Below are 18,222 nucleotides of genomic sequence, written 5' to 3'. Positions count from 1 at the left end.
CGTAAGCAGTTGGTTCATTATAGTTAATTAAATGATATTGAAAATGATTATCAATGCCGTAGTTTTTATAAGGTTATTCGGTTTTCGGTTATTGCTGAAATTGTGAGTCTGCTCACCCGGTTAACGCGTTGATTGCCATTCAAAACCAAAGTGCGGCAACCTTCCGAAGGTTACCCGACTGCTTAATTTTTACACTCATCGGGTTGGTGGGAAGCCACCGGCATATAAAAACGATGAGGATGTAAACATGAATCATGCGATTACGATGGGTATTTTCTGGCATCTGATAGGCGCGGCCAGTGCAGCCTGTTTCTATGCCCCGTTTAAACAGGTCAAACAGTGGTCATGGGAAACCATGTGGTCCGTCGGCGGTGTGGTCTCGTGGATAATTCTTCCCTGGACCATCAGCGCCATGCTGCTCCCGGATTTCTGGGGCTACTTCTCCTCCTTTAACGCCTCCACCCTGCTGCCGGTCTTTCTCTTTGGCGCCATGTGGGGCGTCGGTAACATTAACTATGGCCTCACCATGCGCTACCTCGGCATGTCGATGGGCATTGGCATCGCGATTGGTATTACGCTGATTGTCGGCACTCTGATGACGCCAATCCTCAACGGCAACGTTGACGTGCTGATCAACACCAAAGGCGGCCAGATGACGCTGCTGGGCGTGCTGGTGGCCGTCATTGGCGTGGGCATTGTCACCCGCGCAGGGCAGCTGAAAGAGCGCAAAATGGGCATCAGAGCCGAAGAGTTCAACCTGAAGAAAGGCCTGCTGCTGGCGGTGATGTGCGGGATCTTCTCCGCAGGCATGTCATTCGCGATGAACGCCGCCAAACCGATGCATGAAGCTGCTGCCGCACTGGGCGTCGACCCGCTGTACGTGGCACTGCCAAGCTACGTGGTGATCATGGGTGGCGGAGCGGTGGTTAACCTCGGTTTCTGTTTTTTCCGTCTGGCAAACGTGAAGACCTTGTCACTGAAAGCCGACTTCTCGCTGGCTAAACAGATGATTATCGGGAACGTGCTGCTCTCGGCGCTCGGGGGGCTGATGTGGTATCTCCAGTTCTTCTTCTACGCGTGGGGTCACGCCAGTATTCCGGCGCAGTATGACTATATGAGCTGGATGCTGCACATGAGCTTCTACGTGCTGTGCGGTGGGCTGGTGGGTCTGCTTCTGAAAGAGTGGAACAACGCCGGGCGTCGCCCGGTGGGCGTGCTGAGTCTGGGGTGCGTGGTGATCATTATTGCGGCCAACATTGTGGGCCTCGGCATGGCGAACTGATTACGCCGCGTTACGACTGCGATGACGCCACTGAACCGGCGTCATCCCCACCTCGCGGTTAAAGACCACCGAAAAATAGTTACTGTCCTCAAAGCCGCAGCGCATCGCCACATCGCTGACCATCAGTTCCGTATGCTGAAGCAGGTACTGGGCATGGCAGATGCGCAGCTGGCGCAGATAATGGTTCACCGTCATCCCGGTCTGGGTGCGGAATTGCTGGCGCAACGCGCGCTCGCTGCACTGCGCCTGCTCGCAGAATTTCTCCAGCACAAAGCTTTTGTTAAGGCTGCCCGCCAGGGTGGTGATGAGCTTATCAAGCAGGGCTTCCTGCGCGGTAGCCGACGGGTTATCAATGGCGTAGCGATGGCGCGCCAACGTCATGACCAGCTGGGCGAAAAGCAGTTCTGCCATCTGGTGAGCCTCAGGATCGCTTTTCTGGCTCTCCTGCTCCAGCTGAGAAATCACCTGTCGCACCTGCGTCATGCCGTTACTGCTCAGTCGCCAGTGCGCCGCGCACTTCGTATCATTAAACCCCGGAATGTAAGCCGCCCAGTCGACGTTCAGTTTCAGCCTGTCGGGGCAGTAAATCACATTCTGCAGGACCAGGTCGTTTACCGAAGCGTAGGCGTGCTTGTCTTCAGCACGGATGTAAAACAGATCCCCACGCGTAATGCGGTAGGGCCGGTCGTTGAGGATATGCAAGCCATTGCCTCGCCACACCAGCACCAGCTCGCAGAACTCATGAGTGTGCTCGGCAAAGACGTTTTGCGGATAGCGATCCGCCACCGCGACGGCCTGGCCGGCGGAGGCAAAAAAATCCACTTTGCGAAGCATTAGCTGAGCAACCACGACACCACCTCGACAGCAAATAACCTGACATTATTAGCGTTTTTGCCCACAGGAAACGGTGACAACCCTCGCGTTACTGCAGTGACGCGTCCTTTCCCTGGCGAATATCGCGCGGTGACCAGCTAAATTCCCGGCGAAACAGGGTCGAAAAGTGGTTACTGTCGCCGAAACCGCAACGATAGGCGATATCTGTGACGCTCTCATCGGTATGACGCAGCAGATGGCGCGCTTTAATCAGGCGCAGACGGTTCAGATAGCGCTGCGGCGTCAACCCGGTTTGCTGCTTCAGCTGACGATGCAAGGTCCGGAGCGACAGCGAAAAATCATCCGCCAGCGTTTCCCAGCAGACATCCTCGGCGAAATGGTCCTCCAGCCAGGCCATCAGTTGAGTCAAACGCGCATCGTTATTCTCCAGCCCGGCCACCATGCTACTGCGGCGCAGCAGCACCAGCAGCTGCATAAACAACAGCTCACGCGTGGCGATGACGTGGGTCTCCTGTCCCTCGTCGCGCTGTTCCATCTGGCTCACCAGCTTGCGCACCTGCTGCAGCGTGGACTGATTCACCCGCCAGTGCGAAGGATAGATGCCGTCCTTCTCCTGCGGCAGGAGATGGTTCAGCCCGGACAGGAACTGGAACGCATCGGGCGAACGGTAGAGCACGTTAGTCAGGCACAGGTTGTCGGTATGTTCATATAAGTGCCGGTCATGATCGCGCACAAAGCAGACCGTCCCACCACTGATGGTATACGGCTGGCCGTTAAACACATGGATCCCCGTTCCGTGTTCAACAATCACAATTTCGTGAAAATCATGATGATGCTCAGGGAACGCCACCTGAGGGAGTCGCGGTTCAATCGCGACAGACGACCCACCCGAAGGAAAAAAATCCACGCTGTGCAGTACGGTCATAACGGCCCCCACCAATGAGAAATGTTCTCAAAATAGTAATTAAGGCCCCGTCCCCTCACCTTAAATTTTCGACCGTAAACCTCGCAAAAACTGTCCGTTTTTCAAGAAACAGGCTGAAAGATCAGGAAATGCGGTAAGCGTCACACTGCCTGCAAACCCCGTCACGCCTGGAAACTGTGAACTCCCTCACGTTCACCTTTGCTTTCTTGCCAGCCCCGGAAAACCGCTGTCACTGGCGAGAAGGTGGTGATGGGTTCCTTTTTTTACACTCACCGCTAATGACTTTAAGAAGGACACAACCATGACTTTTCGCCATTGCGTGGCTGTCGATCTAGGCGCATCCAGCGGCCGTGTAATGCTGGCCACTTATGACGGCAAGCGGCAGACGCTTTCGCTTCGCGAGATGCACCGCTTTGTTAACTGCCTGCAAAAGCAGGATGGCTGTGAGGTGTGGGATATCGACAGCCTTGAGGCAGCGATCCGCACCGGACTGCAGAAAGTCTGCGATGCGGGTATCCGTATCGACAGTATCGGCATCGATACCTGGGGCGTCGATTACGTACTGCTGGACAGCAACGGTGAACGCGTTGGTTTGCCGATAGCCTATCGCGACAGCCGCACCGACGGCCTGATGGCGCGTGCGATTGCCGGGCTTGGCAAAGAGAATATTTATGGCCGCAGCGGCATTCAGTTCCTGCCATTCAATACGCTCTATCAACTGCGCGCGCTGGTCGAACAGCAGCCGGCGCTGGTTCCCCGCGTGGCGCATGCACTGCTGATCCCGGACTACTTCAGCTACCGCCTGACCGGCAACATGAACTGGGAATACACCAACGCCACCACCACGCAACTGGTGAACATCAACTCCGATAATTGGGATGAACACCTGCTGGCCTGGACCGGGGCTTCCCCCTCCTGGTTCGGTACACCGACGCATCCTGGCAATGTGATCGGGCAATGGATGTGCCCGCAGGGTAATGCGATCCCGGTGGTGGCGGTTGCGAGTCACGATACCGCCAGCGCCGTCATTGCGTCACCGCTTGCCGGTAACGACGCGGCCTACCTCTCTTCCGGGACCTGGTCGCTGATGGGCTTTGAGAGCAAAACTCCCTACACCAGCGATGCCGCGCTGGCCGCGAACATCACCAACGAAGGCGGTGCCGAAGGGCGCTACCGCGTGCTGAAGAACATCATGGGTCTGTGGCTGCTCCAGCGAGTGCTTAAAGAGCAAAACATTACCGACCTGCCCGCGCTTATTGCCGACACCGAAAGACTGAAAGCCTGCAGTTTCCTGATCAATCCCAATGATGACCGCTTTATCAACCCGGCGAACATGAGCGCCGAAATCCAGGCCGCCTGCGTCGACGCCGGGCAGCCCGTGCCATCGAAACCGGCAGAACTGGCACGCTGTATTTTCGACAGCCTCGCCCTGCTGTATGCCGAGATCCTGAGCGAGCTGGCCGACCTTCGTGGCCGGCCGTTCACTCAGCTGCATATTGTCGGCGGCGGCTGCCAGAACCAGCTTCTGAACCAGCTCTGCGCCGATGCCTGCGGGATCACCGTGGTGGCAGGTCCGATTGAAGCGTCGACGCTCGGCAACATTGGCATTCAGCTCATGACCCTGGACGAACTCGCCAGCGTGGACGATTTCCGCACGGTGGTCTCGGCGAACGCCACGCTGACCACGTTCATCCCCAATCCCTGCCATGAAATTGCCCGCTATCGGGCGCAGTTTCAGCAAAACCGACTGACTAAGGAGCTTTGCGCATGACCACTCAACTTGAACAAGCCTGGGACCTGGCTAAACAGCGTTACGCCGCCGTCGGCGTGGATGTCGATGAGGCGCTGCGTCAGCTCGATCGTCTGCCGGTCTCCATGCACTGCTGGCAGGGCGACGACGTTGCCGGTTTTGAAAACCCGGGCGGCTCGCTGACGGGGGGCATTCAGGCCACCGGCAACTATCCGGGCAAAGCGCGTAACGCCACCGAGCTGCGCGCCGACCTGGAGCTGGCGCTGAGCCTGATCCCGGGGCCTAAGCGGCTGAACCTGCATGCTATCTATCTGGAATCTGACACGCCGGTCGCGCGTAACGAGATCAAACCTGCGCACTTTAAAAACTGGGTGGCGTGGGCGAAAGCCAACCAGCTCGGCCTGGATTTCAACCCATCTTGCTTCTCGCACCCGCTGAGCGCCGACGGTTTTACCCTTGCCCACGCGAACGACGATATCCGCCAGTTCTGGATTGACCACGTAAAAGCCAGCCGCCGCGTCTCCGCGTACTTTGGCGAGCAGCTCGGCACGCCGTCGGTGATGAACATCTGGATCCCGGACGGCATGAAAGACATCACCGTTGACCGTCTGGCCCCGCGTCAACGCCTGCTGGCGGCGCTGGATGAAGCCATCAGCGAAAAACTGAACCCGGCGCACCACATCGACGCCGTAGAGAGCAAGCTGTTCGGTATTGGTGCGGAAAGCTACACCGTTGGCTCGAACGAGTTTTACATGGGTTACGCCACCAGCCGCCAGACCGCGCTGTGCCTGGATGCCGGCCACTTCCACCCGACTGAGGTGATCTCCGACAAAATCTCCGCCGCCATGCTCTACGTACCCCGCCTGCTGCTGCACGTGAGCCGTCCCGTACGCTGGGACAGCGACCACGTGGTGCTGCTGGATGACGAAACCCAGGCCATTGCCAGCGAAATCATTCGCCACGATTTGTTTGACCGCGTGCACATTGGCCTCGACTTCTTTGATGCCTCCATCAACCGCATCGCGGCCTGGGTGATTGGCACCCGCAACATGAAAAAAGCCCTGCTGCGTGCGCTGCTGGAGCCCACCAGCGCCCTGAAACAGCTGGAAGAGAACGGCGATTACACCGCGCGCCTGGTGCTGCTGGAAGAGCAGAAAACCCTGCCATGGCAGGCGGTGTGGGAGATGTACTGCCAGCGTAACGACACCCCAGCGGGCAGTCAGTGGCTGGATAACGTGCGGATGTATGAGAAAGACGTGCTGAGTCAGCGCGGATAAATATGCCCTCACCCTCTTCCTGTGGAAGAGGCCACTTTTACCCCCTCTCCCTGTGGGAGAGGGCCGGGGTGAGGGAAACGCTCACCACGATCACGGGAAATGAAACACTATGCAGACCATCACTAACGCCTGGTTCGTCCAGGGCATGATTAAAGCCACCTCCGACGCCTGGCTGAAAGGCTGGGACGAGCGCAACGGCGGTAACCTGACGCTGCGCCTGGATGATGCCGACATTGAACCGTTCGCCGCCGAGTTCCATCAGAAGCCGCGCTATATCGCCCTGAGCCAGCCAATGCCGCAGCTCGCCAGGACGCCGTTTATCGTCACCGGTTCCGGCAAATTCTTCCGTAACGTGCAGCTCGACCCGCAGGCCAATCTCGGGGTGGTGAGAGTGGACAGCGACGGCGCAGGCTATCACATCCTCTGGGGGCTGACGGACGATGCAGTGCCCACGTCTGAACTCCCGGCGCACTTCCTCTCTCACTGTGAGCGTATCAAGGCAACTCACGGCAAGGACCGGGTGATCATGCACTGTCACGCCACTAACCTGATCGCCCTGACCTACGTGCTGGAAAACAGTAGCGACTACCTCACGCGGAAGCTGTGGGAAGGCAGCACCGAATGTCTGGTGGTTTTCCCCGACGGGGTCGGCATTCTGCCATGGATGGTGCCGGGTACCGACGAAATCGGCCAGGCCACCGCCATCGAAATGCAGTCACACTCCCTGGTGCTGTGGCCGTTCCACGGGGTATTCGGCAGCGGGCCGACGCTCGACGAAACGTTTGGTCTGATTGATACCGCCGAGAAGTCCGCCGAGGTGCTGGTGAAGGTTCTGTCGATGGGCGGCATGAAGCAGACCATCACCCGGGAAGAGCTGATTGCACTCGGTAAACGCTTTGGCGTCACGCCGATGCAGTCGGCACTGGATTTGTACCCATAGCGGCCCGCGAAAGCGGCTGGAGGCATGATGATCCGCAAAGCATTTGTGATGCAGGTGAACCCTGACGCGCACGACGAGTACGCGCGTCGCCATAACCCCATCTGGCCAGAGCTGGAGGCGGTATTAAAAGACCACGGTGCGCACCACTACGCTATCTATCTCGATGAGGCGCATAACCTGCTGTTTGCGAGCGTTGAAATTGAATCGGAAGCGCGCTGGAACGCGGTGGCAAAGACCGACGTTTGTCAGCGCTGGTGGAAATACATGGGTGAGGTAATGCCCTCGAACCCCGACAACAGCCCGGTGAGTGCCGAACTGAAAGCGGTGTTTTACCTGCCCTAAAGCGTTAACGCTGCCGCATCCGCGGCAGCGTCCTGCGTTAGTTTGCCTCCACCGCAGCGCGGCGCGCCGCAATCTCCTGCTTACTGCTCAGCGTAAAGGCCGAGACCACCGTAATCGCCAGTACAAAACAGCCCAGCATCAGGTAGGTCTCCTGGAAACCGATCCGGTCATACATATTCCCGGCGAAAGCAGAGAGGAAAATCGCCGCCGACTGTTTGGAAAACTGGAAGCCAATCAGATAGATAGTGGCCGACAGACGGGTATCGAACACGCCGGTGATGTATTTGAACGCCCCTACCAGCAGGAACGGAACCTCCAGCGCGTGCAGCATCTTCAGGGCAATGACCTCCACCGCGGTGGTGGCGAACGACGAGCCGATAATGCGCGTCGCCATAATCAGCCCGGCAATCAGCAGCGTATTCTTCGCGCCGATACGGTTGATGATCCACGGCGAGCAGAACATGATGATCGCGTTGCAAATTTCCCCCGCCGTAGTGGCAAAACCAAAGGCTCGCGTTCCCTCCTGCGGCGTTGCGAAGAAGGTTTTAAAGAAGGTGGCAAACTGCTGGTCAAAAACGTCATACACGCAGGCCACACCGATGACGTACAGAATGAACATCCACATTCTGCGCTGACGGAACAGGTTAAAGACCGTCCTGGCAGTGATCTGCGGCTGGTTGGCCCCCAGCGCATTCATCACCTGCGCAGTCTGGTTTGGCTTCGGTTTCGCAACCACCAGCAACAGCATCAGCAGCAGCGCAGCCGCTGATCCCATCCAGAAGACATACGACGGGTCGATGCCAAACAGAATACCGCCCGTTGAAGCGCACAGCCCCCAGCCGAGACAGCCGAACATGCGCGCCTTGCCGTATTCAAACACGCTGTTACGGCTCACGCGTTCGATGTAGGCCTCAATCGCGCCTGAACCTGCGGAGAAGACAAAACCGATATACAGACCGCCGCTCAATGCCCCCAGCCAGATACTGCTTTTCAGCAGTGGCGCAAAGACATACAGGAAGAACGGCGCGAACAGAAACAGCAGCACCGTGATAATCCACAGCAGGTGTTTTTTCAGCCCCAGCTTATCCGAAATGACCCCAAGTACGGGCTGGAAGGCGATGGCCGAAAGCGAGATACAGGAGAATACGATCCCGGTATGGGTTTTGTTCAGGCCGATGACATCCGACAGCCAGATCGGCAGAAACGGAAAGCAGGTGGCCATAATGAAGAAGTAGAGAAAGAAGAACAGCCCGAAGATCCAGAAGTTAGGGTTGTCTTTGTGGGTACAGGTTGTTGTGTTCATTATTTTTATCCTCAACGGAGGGCCAGTCTCCCGGCCCATCACCCTTACACGCGTTCAACGCCAATCAGAATGGCGGTTTCCGGGTCCAGAATCGGCAGTGCGATCCCCGCCTGCATCAGCCACTCACCGCTGGCCGTCTGGGACGTTTCCATCCACGCCGGTAGCTTGCGCATGGTGTGCCCGCCCTCACCGGTGAGTCGAATGTTGGGGTGGTCGAGCAGCGTGATGCGGTACTGCGCCTGCGCGTCGAGCCCCGGCATGCGCAGCGGCATCATGAGCGTGTAATCCGGCATGGCCAGTTGGCTGACCATAAACAACCCCTGCGTTTTGTCTTCGCTCACTATACCCTGCGCCAGCGTGCTGGCATCCGGCATATCCACGCGCCACTGGGTACCGTGATGGATGACTTCCCGCCACTGCTTGTGCAGCGCGGCGTAATGGCGATAGCCTTCACGCTCCTGAGCATCGACGGTGAGCGGATCAAGCTCCAGTCCCATGTGGCCAAACAGTGCCGTCAGGCCGCGGAAAGCAATGCTGTGCTGGCGGAAGGTGGCGTGACATTTATGATGACCGATATGCGCGCCCATCACTTCCGGCGGGAAGAAGTAACTCATGCCACGCTGGATGGTATTGCGTTCCAGCGCGTCGTTGTTGTCAGAGGCCCAGAAGCGGTGGCTGCGGGTCAGGACTTCATAGTCGATTCGCCCGCCGCCCGAGGAGCAGGACTCAAATTCAATGTGCGGGAAACGCTCGCCCAGCACGTCTAACAGACGATAAAACTGCCGCGTCTGCGCATCCGCGGCGGCTTTGCCGTGGTGCCCGGGCTGTACCAGTTCGCGGTTCATATCCCACTTAACGTAGTCGATGGCATGTTCGCCCAGCAACCAGCTCATGCGCTCGACCAGATAATCAAAAGCCTGCGGAATATTCAGGTTGAGCACCAGTTGATGACGGCCCGTTGCCTGGGTGTAGCCCGGCAGCGCCAGCACCCAGTCGGGATGGGCACGATACAGATCCGAGTCCGGGTTAATCATCTCCGGCTCAATCCAGATACCAAATTCCATGCCGCGCTTTTTCACATGGTTAATCACCGGCGTCAGCCCGTCCGGGTATTTTTTCTCGTCCAGGTACCAGTCACCCAGCGCCGCGTGGTCATCGTTACGGCCTTTGAACCAGCCGTCGTCGATGATAAAACGCTCCACGCCCAGCGCCGCAGCCTCATCGGCCATGCGCATGATGTACGCCGGGTTATGGCTGAAGTAGATCCCCTCCCAGGTATTGAGATGTACCGGGCGCGGTTTGTTTTCAGGGAAGCGGATAACGTTGTCGCGCAGATACCGGTGGAACGACTGGCTCATGCCGTTCAGACCCCGTGCGGAGTAGCTTGCATACAGGCGTGGTGTCCAGAGCGTTTCCCCCTCTTCAATCGCCATTTCTCCCGGCAGGTAGAGGGCTTCGGCCTGCAGATAGCGGCGTCCGTCGGTTTTGACTTCCGCACGCAGGCGGTGGTTGCCGCTCCAGCCCAGATGCACGCCCCAGACGTCGCCGTGCATTTCGTTAAATGAGGACGTACCGGCGATCAGCGCCGGGAAGTGTTCGTGAGAGGTTCTGCCGCGGCGGTTTTCAATCACAACGCTGTCGTGTTCAAGCTTCACGCGATGCGGCTGGAACTCACGGATCCAGCGTCCGTGGAACGCCATCACGTCCTGCGCGCGTTCGGCGACCGGTAGCGTCACGGCGAAACGATCAACCTGCCACGCCTGCGCCCGCAGGTTAGTTAAACCATGACGCACCACCAGTACCCCGCTTGCATCCAGTACCAGCTCGCTGGTCAGACGTAACCCGGCATGTTCATCTTCCGCCGTTAACGTCAGGGTTTGCCCCTGGTGCTGCACATGGGTGGTTTTAAAGACAGGCGACCCGTCCAGCCCCTGGCGGTGCCCTTCAATACCGGGCGAACCAAACAGACCGTGTCCCAGCTCCGCCATCAGCGTCACCGGGGCGTCAACGTCGAGCCTGCCGTTCGCCACCGGACGAGCAAGACTTACCACATCTTGCGGTGAAAAGTGGTGAAGGTGCGGCCCCCAGTAGAGAATTTCGGCGAACGGGTGCGTGGTTATCACCAGGTCAACCGCCTTACTTTCGAGTCGAAAAATGGAATCGTGCATCAGACCTCTCCTGTCATCGGGATGATCTGAGTGTTGATCCGAAACGTTTCGGATACAAACCAAAACGTTTCGGATCTGTGATCGGCTTTGGAATTTTGCTGTGTTTAGGCCGTCTGGCCCGGGAAGAACTCTGGCTGCCAGAGCACCTGAAGCTGAGCGATATCGTCGCCGTTAATCAACTGACGCACCATGTCAGCGATCTGTTTCCCGACGCCCTGGCGGGTGGACTGAATAACCGCCGCCACATCAACATCGACAATGCTGTCCTGCGGTAAGCCGTCGTAAACCACCAGCGAAACGGCGTTTTCACCGCAGAGAAGACCCCGCTGCGCCAGCGCCATGGCCGCGCCGTCGCCGTGAGTGTTGCAGTCGGTAATGATGGCCGTGGGGGGCTGCGGCAGGGAGAGAAGTTCATTCGTCGTGGCGTATCCCACGCGGCGCGAAGGCGGCATAGCGCGCAGCCATTCGCTGGATAACCCGGCTTCGCGTAGCGCATCCAGATAACCCTGGCGGCGCTGGGTGATGAAGGCCTGATTGTTGCTTTCACCCAGCAAGGCGATGCGGCGATGCCCCTTTTCAATCAGCCAGCGGGTGGCATTGTACGTGCCGGCATAGTTGTCGAAATCAAACCACGCATAGGGCTGCGGCAGCTGGCTGCGCCCGAGCGCGAGAAAGGGAAAACCGGCGGCCTGAAGCTGTTCCAGCCGCGGGTCATGATCCAGCGTGTGCGCCACAATCAGCGCATCCACGCGACGACTTTGCACCATACGCATATAGCTGTGCTTGTCCGCCAGATCGTCATCGGCAATCAGCAGGAGATCGATTTCATGTCGCGCCAGTTCGTGGCTAATTTCGCCGACCATGTCCATAAAGACGCTGTTATTGAGCGGAACAGGATGCACCGGAAAAACCAGACCCACGGCGTCGATTTTGCCCATCTTCAGGCGACGCGCGAAGGTGTTTGGCCGGTAGCCACGGCGCTGAGCCTCCGCTTCGACGCGGGCGCGCGTCTCGCGGGAGACATCGTCATACCCGTTAAGGGCGCGGCTGACGGTGGTAACAGACAGCCCCAGTTCTTTGGCAATGGCTTTAAGCGACATGATTTTCCGTATCTGCGTTAATTTTGTTCAGCCACCAGAAGCGCGTGCGTATCCGGCTCCAGGGCCTTAAAGATATGCGGCTGGTCAGCGGGATAGCAAATGTAATCCCCCGGGCCAAGCTCTTCCGCCGCGTCGATCAGACCAACCAGCGCTCTACCCTGCGTCACAATAATATGCTCCACTGAGCCTGCCGGATGTGGCTGAGAAATGCGGTCGGCCCCCGGCTGGGTGAGTAACAGGTAGATGTCACGACGCGCGCCCGGCGGGCACGCCGCCAGCAAAATGGCTTCATAGTTAGCCTGTCCGGCAACCACCTTCGTTCCTTCTCCACGGCGGATCACCTGAGTGGTCGGCTGCTGCGGTTCGAGCAAACGGGCAAAAGGAATGTCCAGCGCCACACAGAGTGACCAGAGCGTCTCCAGGCTGGGATTCCCGTTGCCGGACTCCAGCTGCGACAGCGTGGATTTAGCGATCCCGGCACGGCGCGCGATTTCCGCCAGTGAAAGTCCGGTTCGCAGGCGTTCTCGCACCAGACTTTTAGCGATCACGCTGATTGGCTGCGTCATAAAAACGGCCCCCTTTGTTCTATAAATCGAACGAATCGTTCGTCTTGAAAAACGGTTCTGATGCGTTCATTATAATGGAAATACGTTCGATATGGCTAAAATTGTATGAAGCATCATCTCTCCACCCTGAAAGGCGACACGATAAAAGCAATCATCCTGGTGTGTCTCGCGGTAGGCGTCGTCGGGATGTCCTATGGCTCGCTGGCAATGGCCTACGGTTTCCCGGTCTGGGTCCCATTTTTACTCTCCATTACCGTGCTGGCGGGTGCCTCTGAATTTATGTTTATCGGCATTGTGGCAAGCGGCGGTAACCCTCTGGCAGCGGCGGCTGCCGGATTACTGGTTAATGCACGTCATGTACCGTTTGGAGTGACGGTGCGTGAACTGGTGGGTAAACGTGGCCTGAGTTTTCTGGGTTGCCACATTATGAACGACGAAAGCGTGGTGTTCGGGTTGTCGCAAAAAACGCCCGAACAGCGTAAGGCGGCATACTGGTTATGCGGTTTAGGCGTGGCGATCGTCTGGCCGCTGGGTACATTGCTGGGCACCATGGTTGGCAAACTGTTGCCGGACCTTGAAACCATCGGGCTGGATGCGGTATTCCCGGCGATTTTACTGGCGTTAGTGGTGCCGGCTTTTAAAAATCGCACCACCCTGATCCGCGCCTGCAGCGGTGCTGCGTTGTCACTGGCCGCCGTGCCGTTTGCCCCGGTGGGTTTACCGGTTTTGCTCTCTTTACTCGGTCTTGCTGCGAGGAAAAAATAATGGGGAATATGACGGTCTTTATTCTCGGTATCGCCCTTCTTTCTTTGGGAACCTATTTAATGCGTCTCGGCGGGGCAAAACTCGGCAACCGACTGGCGCTGACAGACCGCTCTCAGGCTCTGCTTTCAGATGCGGCAACGGTTTTGCTGTTTTCCGTCGCGCTGGCGACCACCTTCTATGAAGGTGAGCATTTTGCCGGTATGGCGCGCGTACTGGGCGTGGCGTTTGCAGTGTTTCTGGCATGGCGAAAAATGCCGTTAATTGTGGTGATCGTGGCGGCAGCGGTCGTGACTGCATTGCTGCGTCTGGCGGGTATCCAATAAAAAAAAGCGCCCCGGGGGCGCTCTTTCGACGGTGTGGCAGCTTATTTGTTCAGTTCAGCGGTCATGTGTACGCGGTTACCCGTAAACGCCTGCGTAATTTTGTAAGATGACGCGCCCGCTTCCTGAGCCTGTGCAGCAATTTTGGCTTCTGCACCATCAATGGTAGAGGCGGTTGCGGTCACAGTCTGTGCAGCGAAAGAACCGAAAGATGTAGCCAGAGCGATTACTGCGACAAAATTTTTGATGCTTTTCATGATATAAACCCTTTCAATTAGTCATTTTTTTAAGGCACCGTGCCTTGATGAGATAAATAGTAGACCTCATCATGAACAACTAAAAGCGGAAGGATTTGCTATTCTTTTTCAAATTTACTGATCAACTATTAATCGCTGCGGATGGGTATAAATCGTCGCCCTTCCCGGCTTACAGAACCCCACCAGCGTCAGGTTACAGCGCTCCGCCACTTCTACCGCCAGCGTGGTCGCGGCCGATACGGCAAAAAGGATTTCAACACCGCACATCGCCGACTTTTGCACCATCTCGTAGCTGGCGCGGCTGGAGACCAGTGCCGCCCCCTGCTGCCAGAGGTCGCTTTCACGCGCCCGGCGGCCCATCAGTTTATCCAGCGCCACATGGCGGCCGACATCCTCGTGCCCCCCGGCAATATCGCCCGATGGCAGAACCCATGCCGCCGCATGCGTGCATCCGCTCAGCTGGCCGACAGGTTGCACGTCATTCAGATGTTCAAGGGCATGGTCGAGATGGGCCAGATTGAAGGTCTGGGTAAACGGCAGAGGTGCGACAGGCTTACCGATATCATTGAGCTGCTCTACCCCGCAAACCCCGCATCCGGTACGCCCGGCCAGCGCGCGTCGCCGCTCTTTGAGCCCCATAAAGCGGCGGCTTGAGAGTTCGATTTGCACTTCAAGGCCGTTGCAGGCCTTCACCACATCCATACCGTAAATTTCTTGCGGGTGCTCAATGATGCCTTCCGAGAGGGAAAAGCCAATCGCGAACAGCTCCAGATCTTTCGGCGAGGCCATCATCACCACATGGGAAATACCGTTGTAAACCAGAGCAACGGGCACTTCCTCCGCCAGAAAATCAGGCGTGGTGTGGGTAATGTGGGGCGGTCTGTGTACCGACAGTTCCACGATACCGGCAGGCAGTGGCGACGAGTGGGTAACATGGTTTTGTTTAGACACAGCGGTATTCCTGAACAACCACGGAGGTGAGCCTGCTATTGCATCATAAACCGCAGGCCATACGCATAGTATGGATCAACTTTTCAGCACCCATCCTCATCAAGTTTACCTACTCATTTGGGAGAGGCGCAACCGAGGCGGTGATACAGCCCTTTAACATGTCGGGGCAATAATGTGACTCGTGTCACACTTTATAATCAACACAGTGATAATACGTTCACTTTGTATTAACGCCATTGGAACAGGCGTACCGACATTGTGGTATTCTGATGATATCCCTCGTAGAACTGAGGGATTAACGCAAATTTTTCTCCTTTGCGGTCACCGTTCAACCGCGAAGTCAAAACTACATATGTAAGCAATGTCGAAACAAGGAGTGACCCATGCAGGTCAGCAGAAGGCAGTTCTTTAAGATCTGCGCTGGCGGTATGGCAGGCACCACGGCGGCGGCACTGGGTTTTGCACCCGGTGTAGCGCTGGCGGAGACGCGGCAATATAAACTGCTGCGCACCCGTGAAACCCGTAATACCTGTACGTACTGCTCTGTCGGTTGCGGGCTGTTGATGTATAGCCTCGGCGACGGTGCTAAAAACGCCAAAGCGTCTATCTTCCATATCGAAGGTGACCCGGACCATCCGGTCAACCGCGGCGCGCTGTGCCCGAAAGGTGCCGGCCTGGTTGACTTTATCCACTCCGAAAGCCGCCTCAAATTCCCTGAATATCGTGCGCCAGGTTCCGATAAATGGCAGCAAATCAGCTGGGAAGACGCATTTGACCGCATCGCTAAACTGATTAAAGAAGACCGCGATGCCAACTTTATTGCGAAGAACGCTGAAGGCGTCACCGTCAACCGCTGGCTTTCCACCGGGATGCTGTGTGCCTCTGCTTCCAGTAACGAAACCGGCTATTTAACCCAGAAATTTACGCGTGCACTCGGTATGCTCGCGGTCGACAACCAGGCGCGTGTCTGACACGGACCAACGGTAGCAAGTCTTGCTCCAACATTTGGTCGCGGTGCGATGACCAACCACTGGGTCGACATCAAGAACGCCAACCTTATCGTGGTGATGGGCGGTAACGCCGCTGAAGCGCACCCTGTCGGGTTCCGCTGGGCGATGGAAGCCAAAATCCACAACGGTGCGAAACTGATTGTGATCGATCCCCGCTTTACGCGTACTGCGTCAGTGGCGGATTTCTACACCCCTATTCGTTCAGGTACTGACATCACTTTCCTGTCAGGCGTATTGCTGTACCTGATGACCAACGAAAAATATAACCGCGAATACACCGAAGCCTATACCAACGCCAGCCTGATCGTGCGTGAGGATTACCACTTCGAAGATGGACTGTTCAGCGGTTATGACGCCGAAAAACGCAAATACGACAAGACCAGCTGGAACTATGAGCTGGACGAGAAAGGCTTTGCGAAGCGTGATACGACGCTGCAGCATCCGCGCTGCGTGTGGAACCTGCTGAAAGAGCATGTTTCCCGCTACACGCCGGACGTTGTCGAAAACATCTGTGGTACGCCGAAGGAAGACTTCCTGAAGGTGTGCGAGCTTATCGCCGAAACCAGCGCGAAAGACAAAACGGCGTCGTTCCTCTACGCACTCGGCTGGACCCAACACTCTGTCGGCGCGCAGAACATCCGTACCATGGCGATGGTTCAGCTGCTGCTCGGCAACATGGGGATGGCTGGCGGCGGCGTGAACGCCCTGCGTGGTCACTCCAACATTCAGGGTCTGACCGACCTTGGTCTGCTGTCTCAAAGCCTGCCAGGTTACATGAACCTGCCAAGCGAAAAACAGACCGACCTGCAAACCTACCTCACAGCCAGCACGCCTAAACCGTTGCTCGAAGGTCAGGTGAACTACTGGGGCAACTATCCGAAGTTCTTCGTCTCGATGATGAAAGCCTTCTTCGGTGACAAAGCGACAGCGGAAAACAGCTGGGGCTTTGACTGGCTGCCGAAGTGGGACAAAGGTTACGACGTTCTGCAGTACTTCGAGATGATGCATCAGGGCAAGGTGAATGGCTATCTCTGCCAGGGCTTTAACCCGGTCGCCTCTTTCCCGAACAAGAACAAGGTGGTTGAATCGCTGTCGAAACTGAAGTTCCTGGTGACGATTGACCCACTCAACACCGAGACGTCGACCTTCTGGCAGAACCACGGTGAGTCGAATGATGTTGACCCATCGAAGATTCAGACTGAAGTGTTCCGTCTGCCTTCTACCTGCTTCGCGGAAGAGAACGGTTCCATCGTGAACTCTGGCCGCTGGCTGCAGTGGCACTGGAAAGGTGCGGACGCCCCTGGCATCGCCATGAACGACGGCGAGATCCTGGCCGGTATCTTCTTACGCCTGCGTAAGATGTATGCGGCAGAAGGCGGTGCGAACCCGGAACCGGTGCTGAACATGACCTGGAACTACTCGACGCCGGAAAACCCAGCGCCGGAAGAAGTGGCGATGGAGAGCAACGGTAAAGCGCTGACAGATGTTATCGACCCGGCCACCGGGACGGTGCTGGCGAAGAAAGGCGATCAGCTCAGTACCTTCGCGCACCTGCGTGATGACGGCACGACCGCCAGTGGCTGCTGGATCTTTGCCGGTAGCTGGACGCCGAAAGGTAACCAGATGGCTAACCGCGATAACGCTGACCCGTCAGGCCTCGGCAATACGCTGGGCTGGGCCTGGGCATGGCCGCTGAACCGCCGCATTCTCTACAACCGTGCTTCCGCTGACCCACAGGGTAATCCGTGGGATCCGAAGCGTCAGTTGCTGAAATGGGACGGCGCGAAATGGGGCGGTGTGGATATTCCGGACTACAGTACTGCCCCTCCAGGCAGCGATGTCGGGCCGTTTATCATGCAGCCCGAAGGGATGGGACGCCTGTTTGCTATCGATAAGATGGCGGAAGGGCCATTCCCGGAACACTACGAGCCGTTTGAGACGCCGCTGGGCACCAACCCGCTGCACCCGAACGTGGTCTCTAACCCGGCAGCCCGCATCTTTAAGGGCGATTTCGACGCGCTGGGTAAAAAAGACAAGTTCCCGTATGTGGGCACCACTTACCGTCTGACCGAACACTTCCACTACTGGACCAAGCACGCGCTGCTTAACGCTATCGCGCAGCCGGAACAGTTTGTGGAGATCGGCGAGAAGCTGGCGAACAAGCTCGGCATTGCCCATGGCGATACCGTGAAGGTCTCTTCTAACCGTGGCTACATCAAGGCCAAGGCGGTAGTGACCAAGCGTATTCGCACGCTGAACGTTCACGGTCAGCAGGTGGATACCATCGGTATTCCGATTCACTGGGGTTATGAGGGCGTGGCGAAGAAAGGGTTCATTGCGAACACCCTGACGCCGTTCGTCGGTGATGCGAACACGCAGACGCCGGAGTTTAAGGCCTTCCTCGTGAACGTGGAAAAGGTGTAACGGAGACG

The 18,222-nt window shown here is 57.2% G+C and carries 16 protein-coding genes; 8 read left to right on the top strand and 8 right to left on the bottom strand.

Annotation, left to right across the window (positions count from 1 at the left end; genetic code table 11):
• Positions 1 to 247: 247 nt before the first annotated feature.
• Complete coding sequence (gene rhaT / locus AB6731_RS21720) at positions 248 to 1,282, top strand: L-rhamnose/proton symporter RhaT (protein WP_020883962.1); 1,035 nt, start codon at positions 248 to 250, stop codon at positions 1,280 to 1,282.
• Here rhaT and rhaR read toward each other — a convergent pair whose 3' ends face one another.
• Positions 1,283 to 2,131 carry an HTH-type transcriptional activator RhaR gene (gene rhaR / locus AB6731_RS21715; protein WP_025202748.1) on the bottom strand — a complete coding sequence of 283 codons (849 nt, stop codon included), beginning with the start codon at positions 2,129 to 2,131 and terminating at the stop codon, positions 1,283 to 1,285.
• A 73-nt stretch (positions 2,132 to 2,204) separates the two neighbouring features.
• Positions 2,205 to 3,041: an HTH-type transcriptional activator RhaS gene (gene rhaS / locus AB6731_RS21710; protein ID WP_371006792.1), complete on the bottom strand. Its 837-nt coding sequence runs from the start codon at positions 3,039 to 3,041 to the stop codon at positions 2,205 to 2,207.
• A 301-nt stretch (positions 3,042 to 3,342) separates the two neighbouring features.
• Here rhaS and rhaB point away from each other — a divergent pair, with 301 nt between their 5' ends.
• The 4 genes from rhaB to rhaM all read left to right on the top strand — a co-directional run bounded on the left by rhaB (position 3,343) and on the right by rhaM (position 7,350).
• Positions 3,343 to 4,812 carry a rhamnulokinase gene (gene rhaB / locus AB6731_RS21705; protein WP_183516920.1) on the top strand — a complete coding sequence of 490 codons (1,470 nt, stop codon included), beginning with the start codon at positions 3,343 to 3,345 and terminating at the stop codon, positions 4,810 to 4,812.
• Positions 4,809 to 6,068, top strand: a complete 1,260-nt coding sequence (rhaA, locus tag AB6731_RS21700; protein WP_020883965.1) for an L-rhamnose isomerase — start codon at positions 4,809 to 4,811, stop codon at positions 6,066 to 6,068. Before rhaB ends, rhaA begins: the two co-directional genes overlap by 4 nt.
• A gap of 109 nt (positions 6,069 to 6,177) precedes the next feature.
• A complete protein-coding gene (rhaD, locus tag AB6731_RS21695; protein ID WP_086533027.1) occupies positions 6,178 to 7,008 on the top strand; it encodes a rhamnulose-1-phosphate aldolase in 831 nt (276 codons plus the stop codon).
• 27 nt (positions 7,009 to 7,035) lie between these two features.
• Positions 7,036 to 7,350 carry an L-rhamnose mutarotase gene (rhaM, locus tag AB6731_RS21690; RefSeq protein WP_196087943.1) on the top strand — a complete coding sequence of 105 codons (315 nt, stop codon included), beginning with the start codon at positions 7,036 to 7,038 and terminating at the stop codon, positions 7,348 to 7,350.
• A 37-nt stretch (positions 7,351 to 7,387) separates the two neighbouring features.
• On the opposite strand, the gene AB6731_RS21685 is transcribed toward rhaM, so the two are convergent.
• From AB6731_RS21685 to AB6731_RS21670, 4 genes are all read right to left on the bottom strand, one after another.
• Positions 7,388 to 8,653, bottom strand: a complete 1,266-nt coding sequence (locus tag AB6731_RS21685; RefSeq protein ID WP_371006791.1) for an MFS transporter — start codon at positions 8,651 to 8,653, stop codon at positions 7,388 to 7,390.
• A gap of 44 nt (positions 8,654 to 8,697) precedes the next feature.
• Entirely contained in the window at positions 8,698 to 10,821 is a 2,124-nt protein-coding gene (locus AB6731_RS21680) for an alpha-galactosidase (RefSeq protein WP_371006790.1), read from the bottom strand.
• A gap of 104 nt (positions 10,822 to 10,925) precedes the next feature.
• A complete protein-coding gene (locus AB6731_RS21675) occupies positions 10,926 to 11,921 on the bottom strand; it encodes a substrate-binding domain-containing protein (protein ID WP_014172224.1) in 996 nt (331 codons plus the stop codon).
• Between the two features lie 17 nt (positions 11,922 to 11,938).
• The gene (locus AB6731_RS21670) at positions 11,939 to 12,487 is read right to left on the bottom strand and encodes a helix-turn-helix domain-containing protein (RefSeq protein WP_014172225.1); all 549 of its coding nucleotides are present in this window, start codon (positions 12,485 to 12,487) and stop codon (positions 11,939 to 11,941) included.
• A gap of 105 nt (positions 12,488 to 12,592) precedes the next feature.
• On the opposite strand from AB6731_RS21670, the gene AB6731_RS21665 reads away from it, so the two are divergent.
• Both AB6731_RS21665 and AB6731_RS21660 read left to right on the top strand, forming a co-directional pair.
• The gene (locus AB6731_RS21665) at positions 12,593 to 13,252 is read left to right on the top strand and encodes an AzlC family ABC transporter permease (RefSeq protein ID WP_014172226.1); all 660 of its coding nucleotides are present in this window, start codon (positions 12,593 to 12,595) and stop codon (positions 13,250 to 13,252) included.
• Positions 13,252 to 13,575: an AzlD domain-containing protein gene (locus AB6731_RS21660; RefSeq protein WP_086533031.1), complete on the top strand. Its 324-nt coding sequence runs from the start codon at positions 13,252 to 13,254 to the stop codon at positions 13,573 to 13,575. Before AB6731_RS21665 ends, AB6731_RS21660 begins: the two co-directional genes overlap by 1 nt.
• A 41-nt stretch (positions 13,576 to 13,616) precedes the next feature.
• Here the strand turns inward: AB6731_RS21660 and AB6731_RS21655 are convergent, their stop codons facing one another.
• Both AB6731_RS21655 and fdhD read right to left on the bottom strand, forming a co-directional pair.
• Positions 13,617 to 13,829: a DUF1471 domain-containing protein gene (locus AB6731_RS21655; RefSeq protein ID WP_086533032.1), complete on the bottom strand. Its 213-nt coding sequence runs from the start codon at positions 13,827 to 13,829 to the stop codon at positions 13,617 to 13,619.
• Positions 13,830 to 13,943: 114 nt separating this feature from the next.
• The gene (gene fdhD, locus AB6731_RS21650) at positions 13,944 to 14,780 is read right to left on the bottom strand and encodes a formate dehydrogenase accessory sulfurtransferase FdhD (protein ID WP_371006789.1); all 837 of its coding nucleotides are present in this window, start codon (positions 14,778 to 14,780) and stop codon (positions 13,944 to 13,946) included.
• A gap of 383 nt (positions 14,781 to 15,163) precedes the next feature.
• Between fdhD and fdnG the strand changes: the two genes are divergently transcribed.
• On the top strand, positions 15,164 to 18,214 hold the full coding sequence (gene fdnG, locus AB6731_RS21645; RefSeq protein WP_371006788.1) for a formate dehydrogenase-N subunit alpha: 3,051 nt from the start codon (positions 15,164 to 15,166) through the stop codon (positions 18,212 to 18,214).
• Positions 18,215 to 18,222 lie beyond the last annotated feature (8 nt).

Source organism: Enterobacter sp. RCC_40 (genome assembly GCF_041360735.1).
In the GTDB taxonomy this organism is placed as follows: domain Bacteria; phylum Pseudomonadota; class Gammaproteobacteria; order Enterobacterales; family Enterobacteriaceae; genus Enterobacter; species Enterobacter ludwigii.
This window is presented reverse-complemented; position numbering and strand designations above follow the sequence as displayed.

Excerpts from the sequence above, each read along its gene's own strand:
- AB6731_RS21680 (WP_371006790.1), bottom strand. The coding sequence starts at position 10,821 with ATGCACGATTCCATTTTTCGACTCGAAAGTAAGGCGGTTGACCTGGTG.
- AB6731_RS21665 (WP_014172226.1), top strand. The coding sequence starts at position 12,593 with ATGAAGCATCATCTCTCCACCCTGAAAGGCGACACGATAAAAGCAATC.
- AB6731_RS21685 (WP_371006791.1), bottom strand. The coding sequence starts at position 8,653 with ATGAACACAACAACCTGTACCCACAAAGACAACCCTAACTTCTGGATC.
- rhaA (WP_020883965.1), top strand. The coding sequence starts at position 4,809 with ATGACCACTCAACTTGAACAAGCCTGGGACCTGGCTAAACAGCGTTAC.
- rhaB (WP_183516920.1), top strand. The coding sequence starts at position 3,343 with ATGACTTTTCGCCATTGCGTGGCTGTCGATCTAGGCGCATCCAGCGGC.
- rhaT (WP_020883962.1), top strand. The coding sequence starts at position 248 with ATGAATCATGCGATTACGATGGGTATTTTCTGGCATCTGATAGGCGCG.
- AB6731_RS21670 (WP_014172225.1), bottom strand. The coding sequence starts at position 12,487 with ATGACGCAGCCAATCAGCGTGATCGCTAAAAGTCTGGTGCGAGAACGC.
- rhaD (WP_086533027.1), top strand. The coding sequence starts at position 6,178 with ATGCAGACCATCACTAACGCCTGGTTCGTCCAGGGCATGATTAAAGCC.
- AB6731_RS21675 (WP_014172224.1), bottom strand. The coding sequence starts at position 11,921 with ATGTCGCTTAAAGCCATTGCCAAAGAACTGGGGCTGTCTGTTACCACC.
- AB6731_RS21655 (WP_086533032.1), bottom strand. The coding sequence starts at position 13,829 with ATGAAAAGCATCAAAAATTTTGTCGCAGTAATCGCTCTGGCTACATCT.
- AB6731_RS21660 (WP_086533031.1), top strand. The coding sequence starts at position 13,252 with ATGGGGAATATGACGGTCTTTATTCTCGGTATCGCCCTTCTTTCTTTG.
- rhaM (WP_196087943.1), top strand. The coding sequence starts at position 7,036 with ATGATCCGCAAAGCATTTGTGATGCAGGTGAACCCTGACGCGCACGAC.
- rhaS (WP_371006792.1), bottom strand. The coding sequence starts at position 3,041 with ATGACCGTACTGCACAGCGTGGATTTTTTTCCTTCGGGTGGGTCGTCT.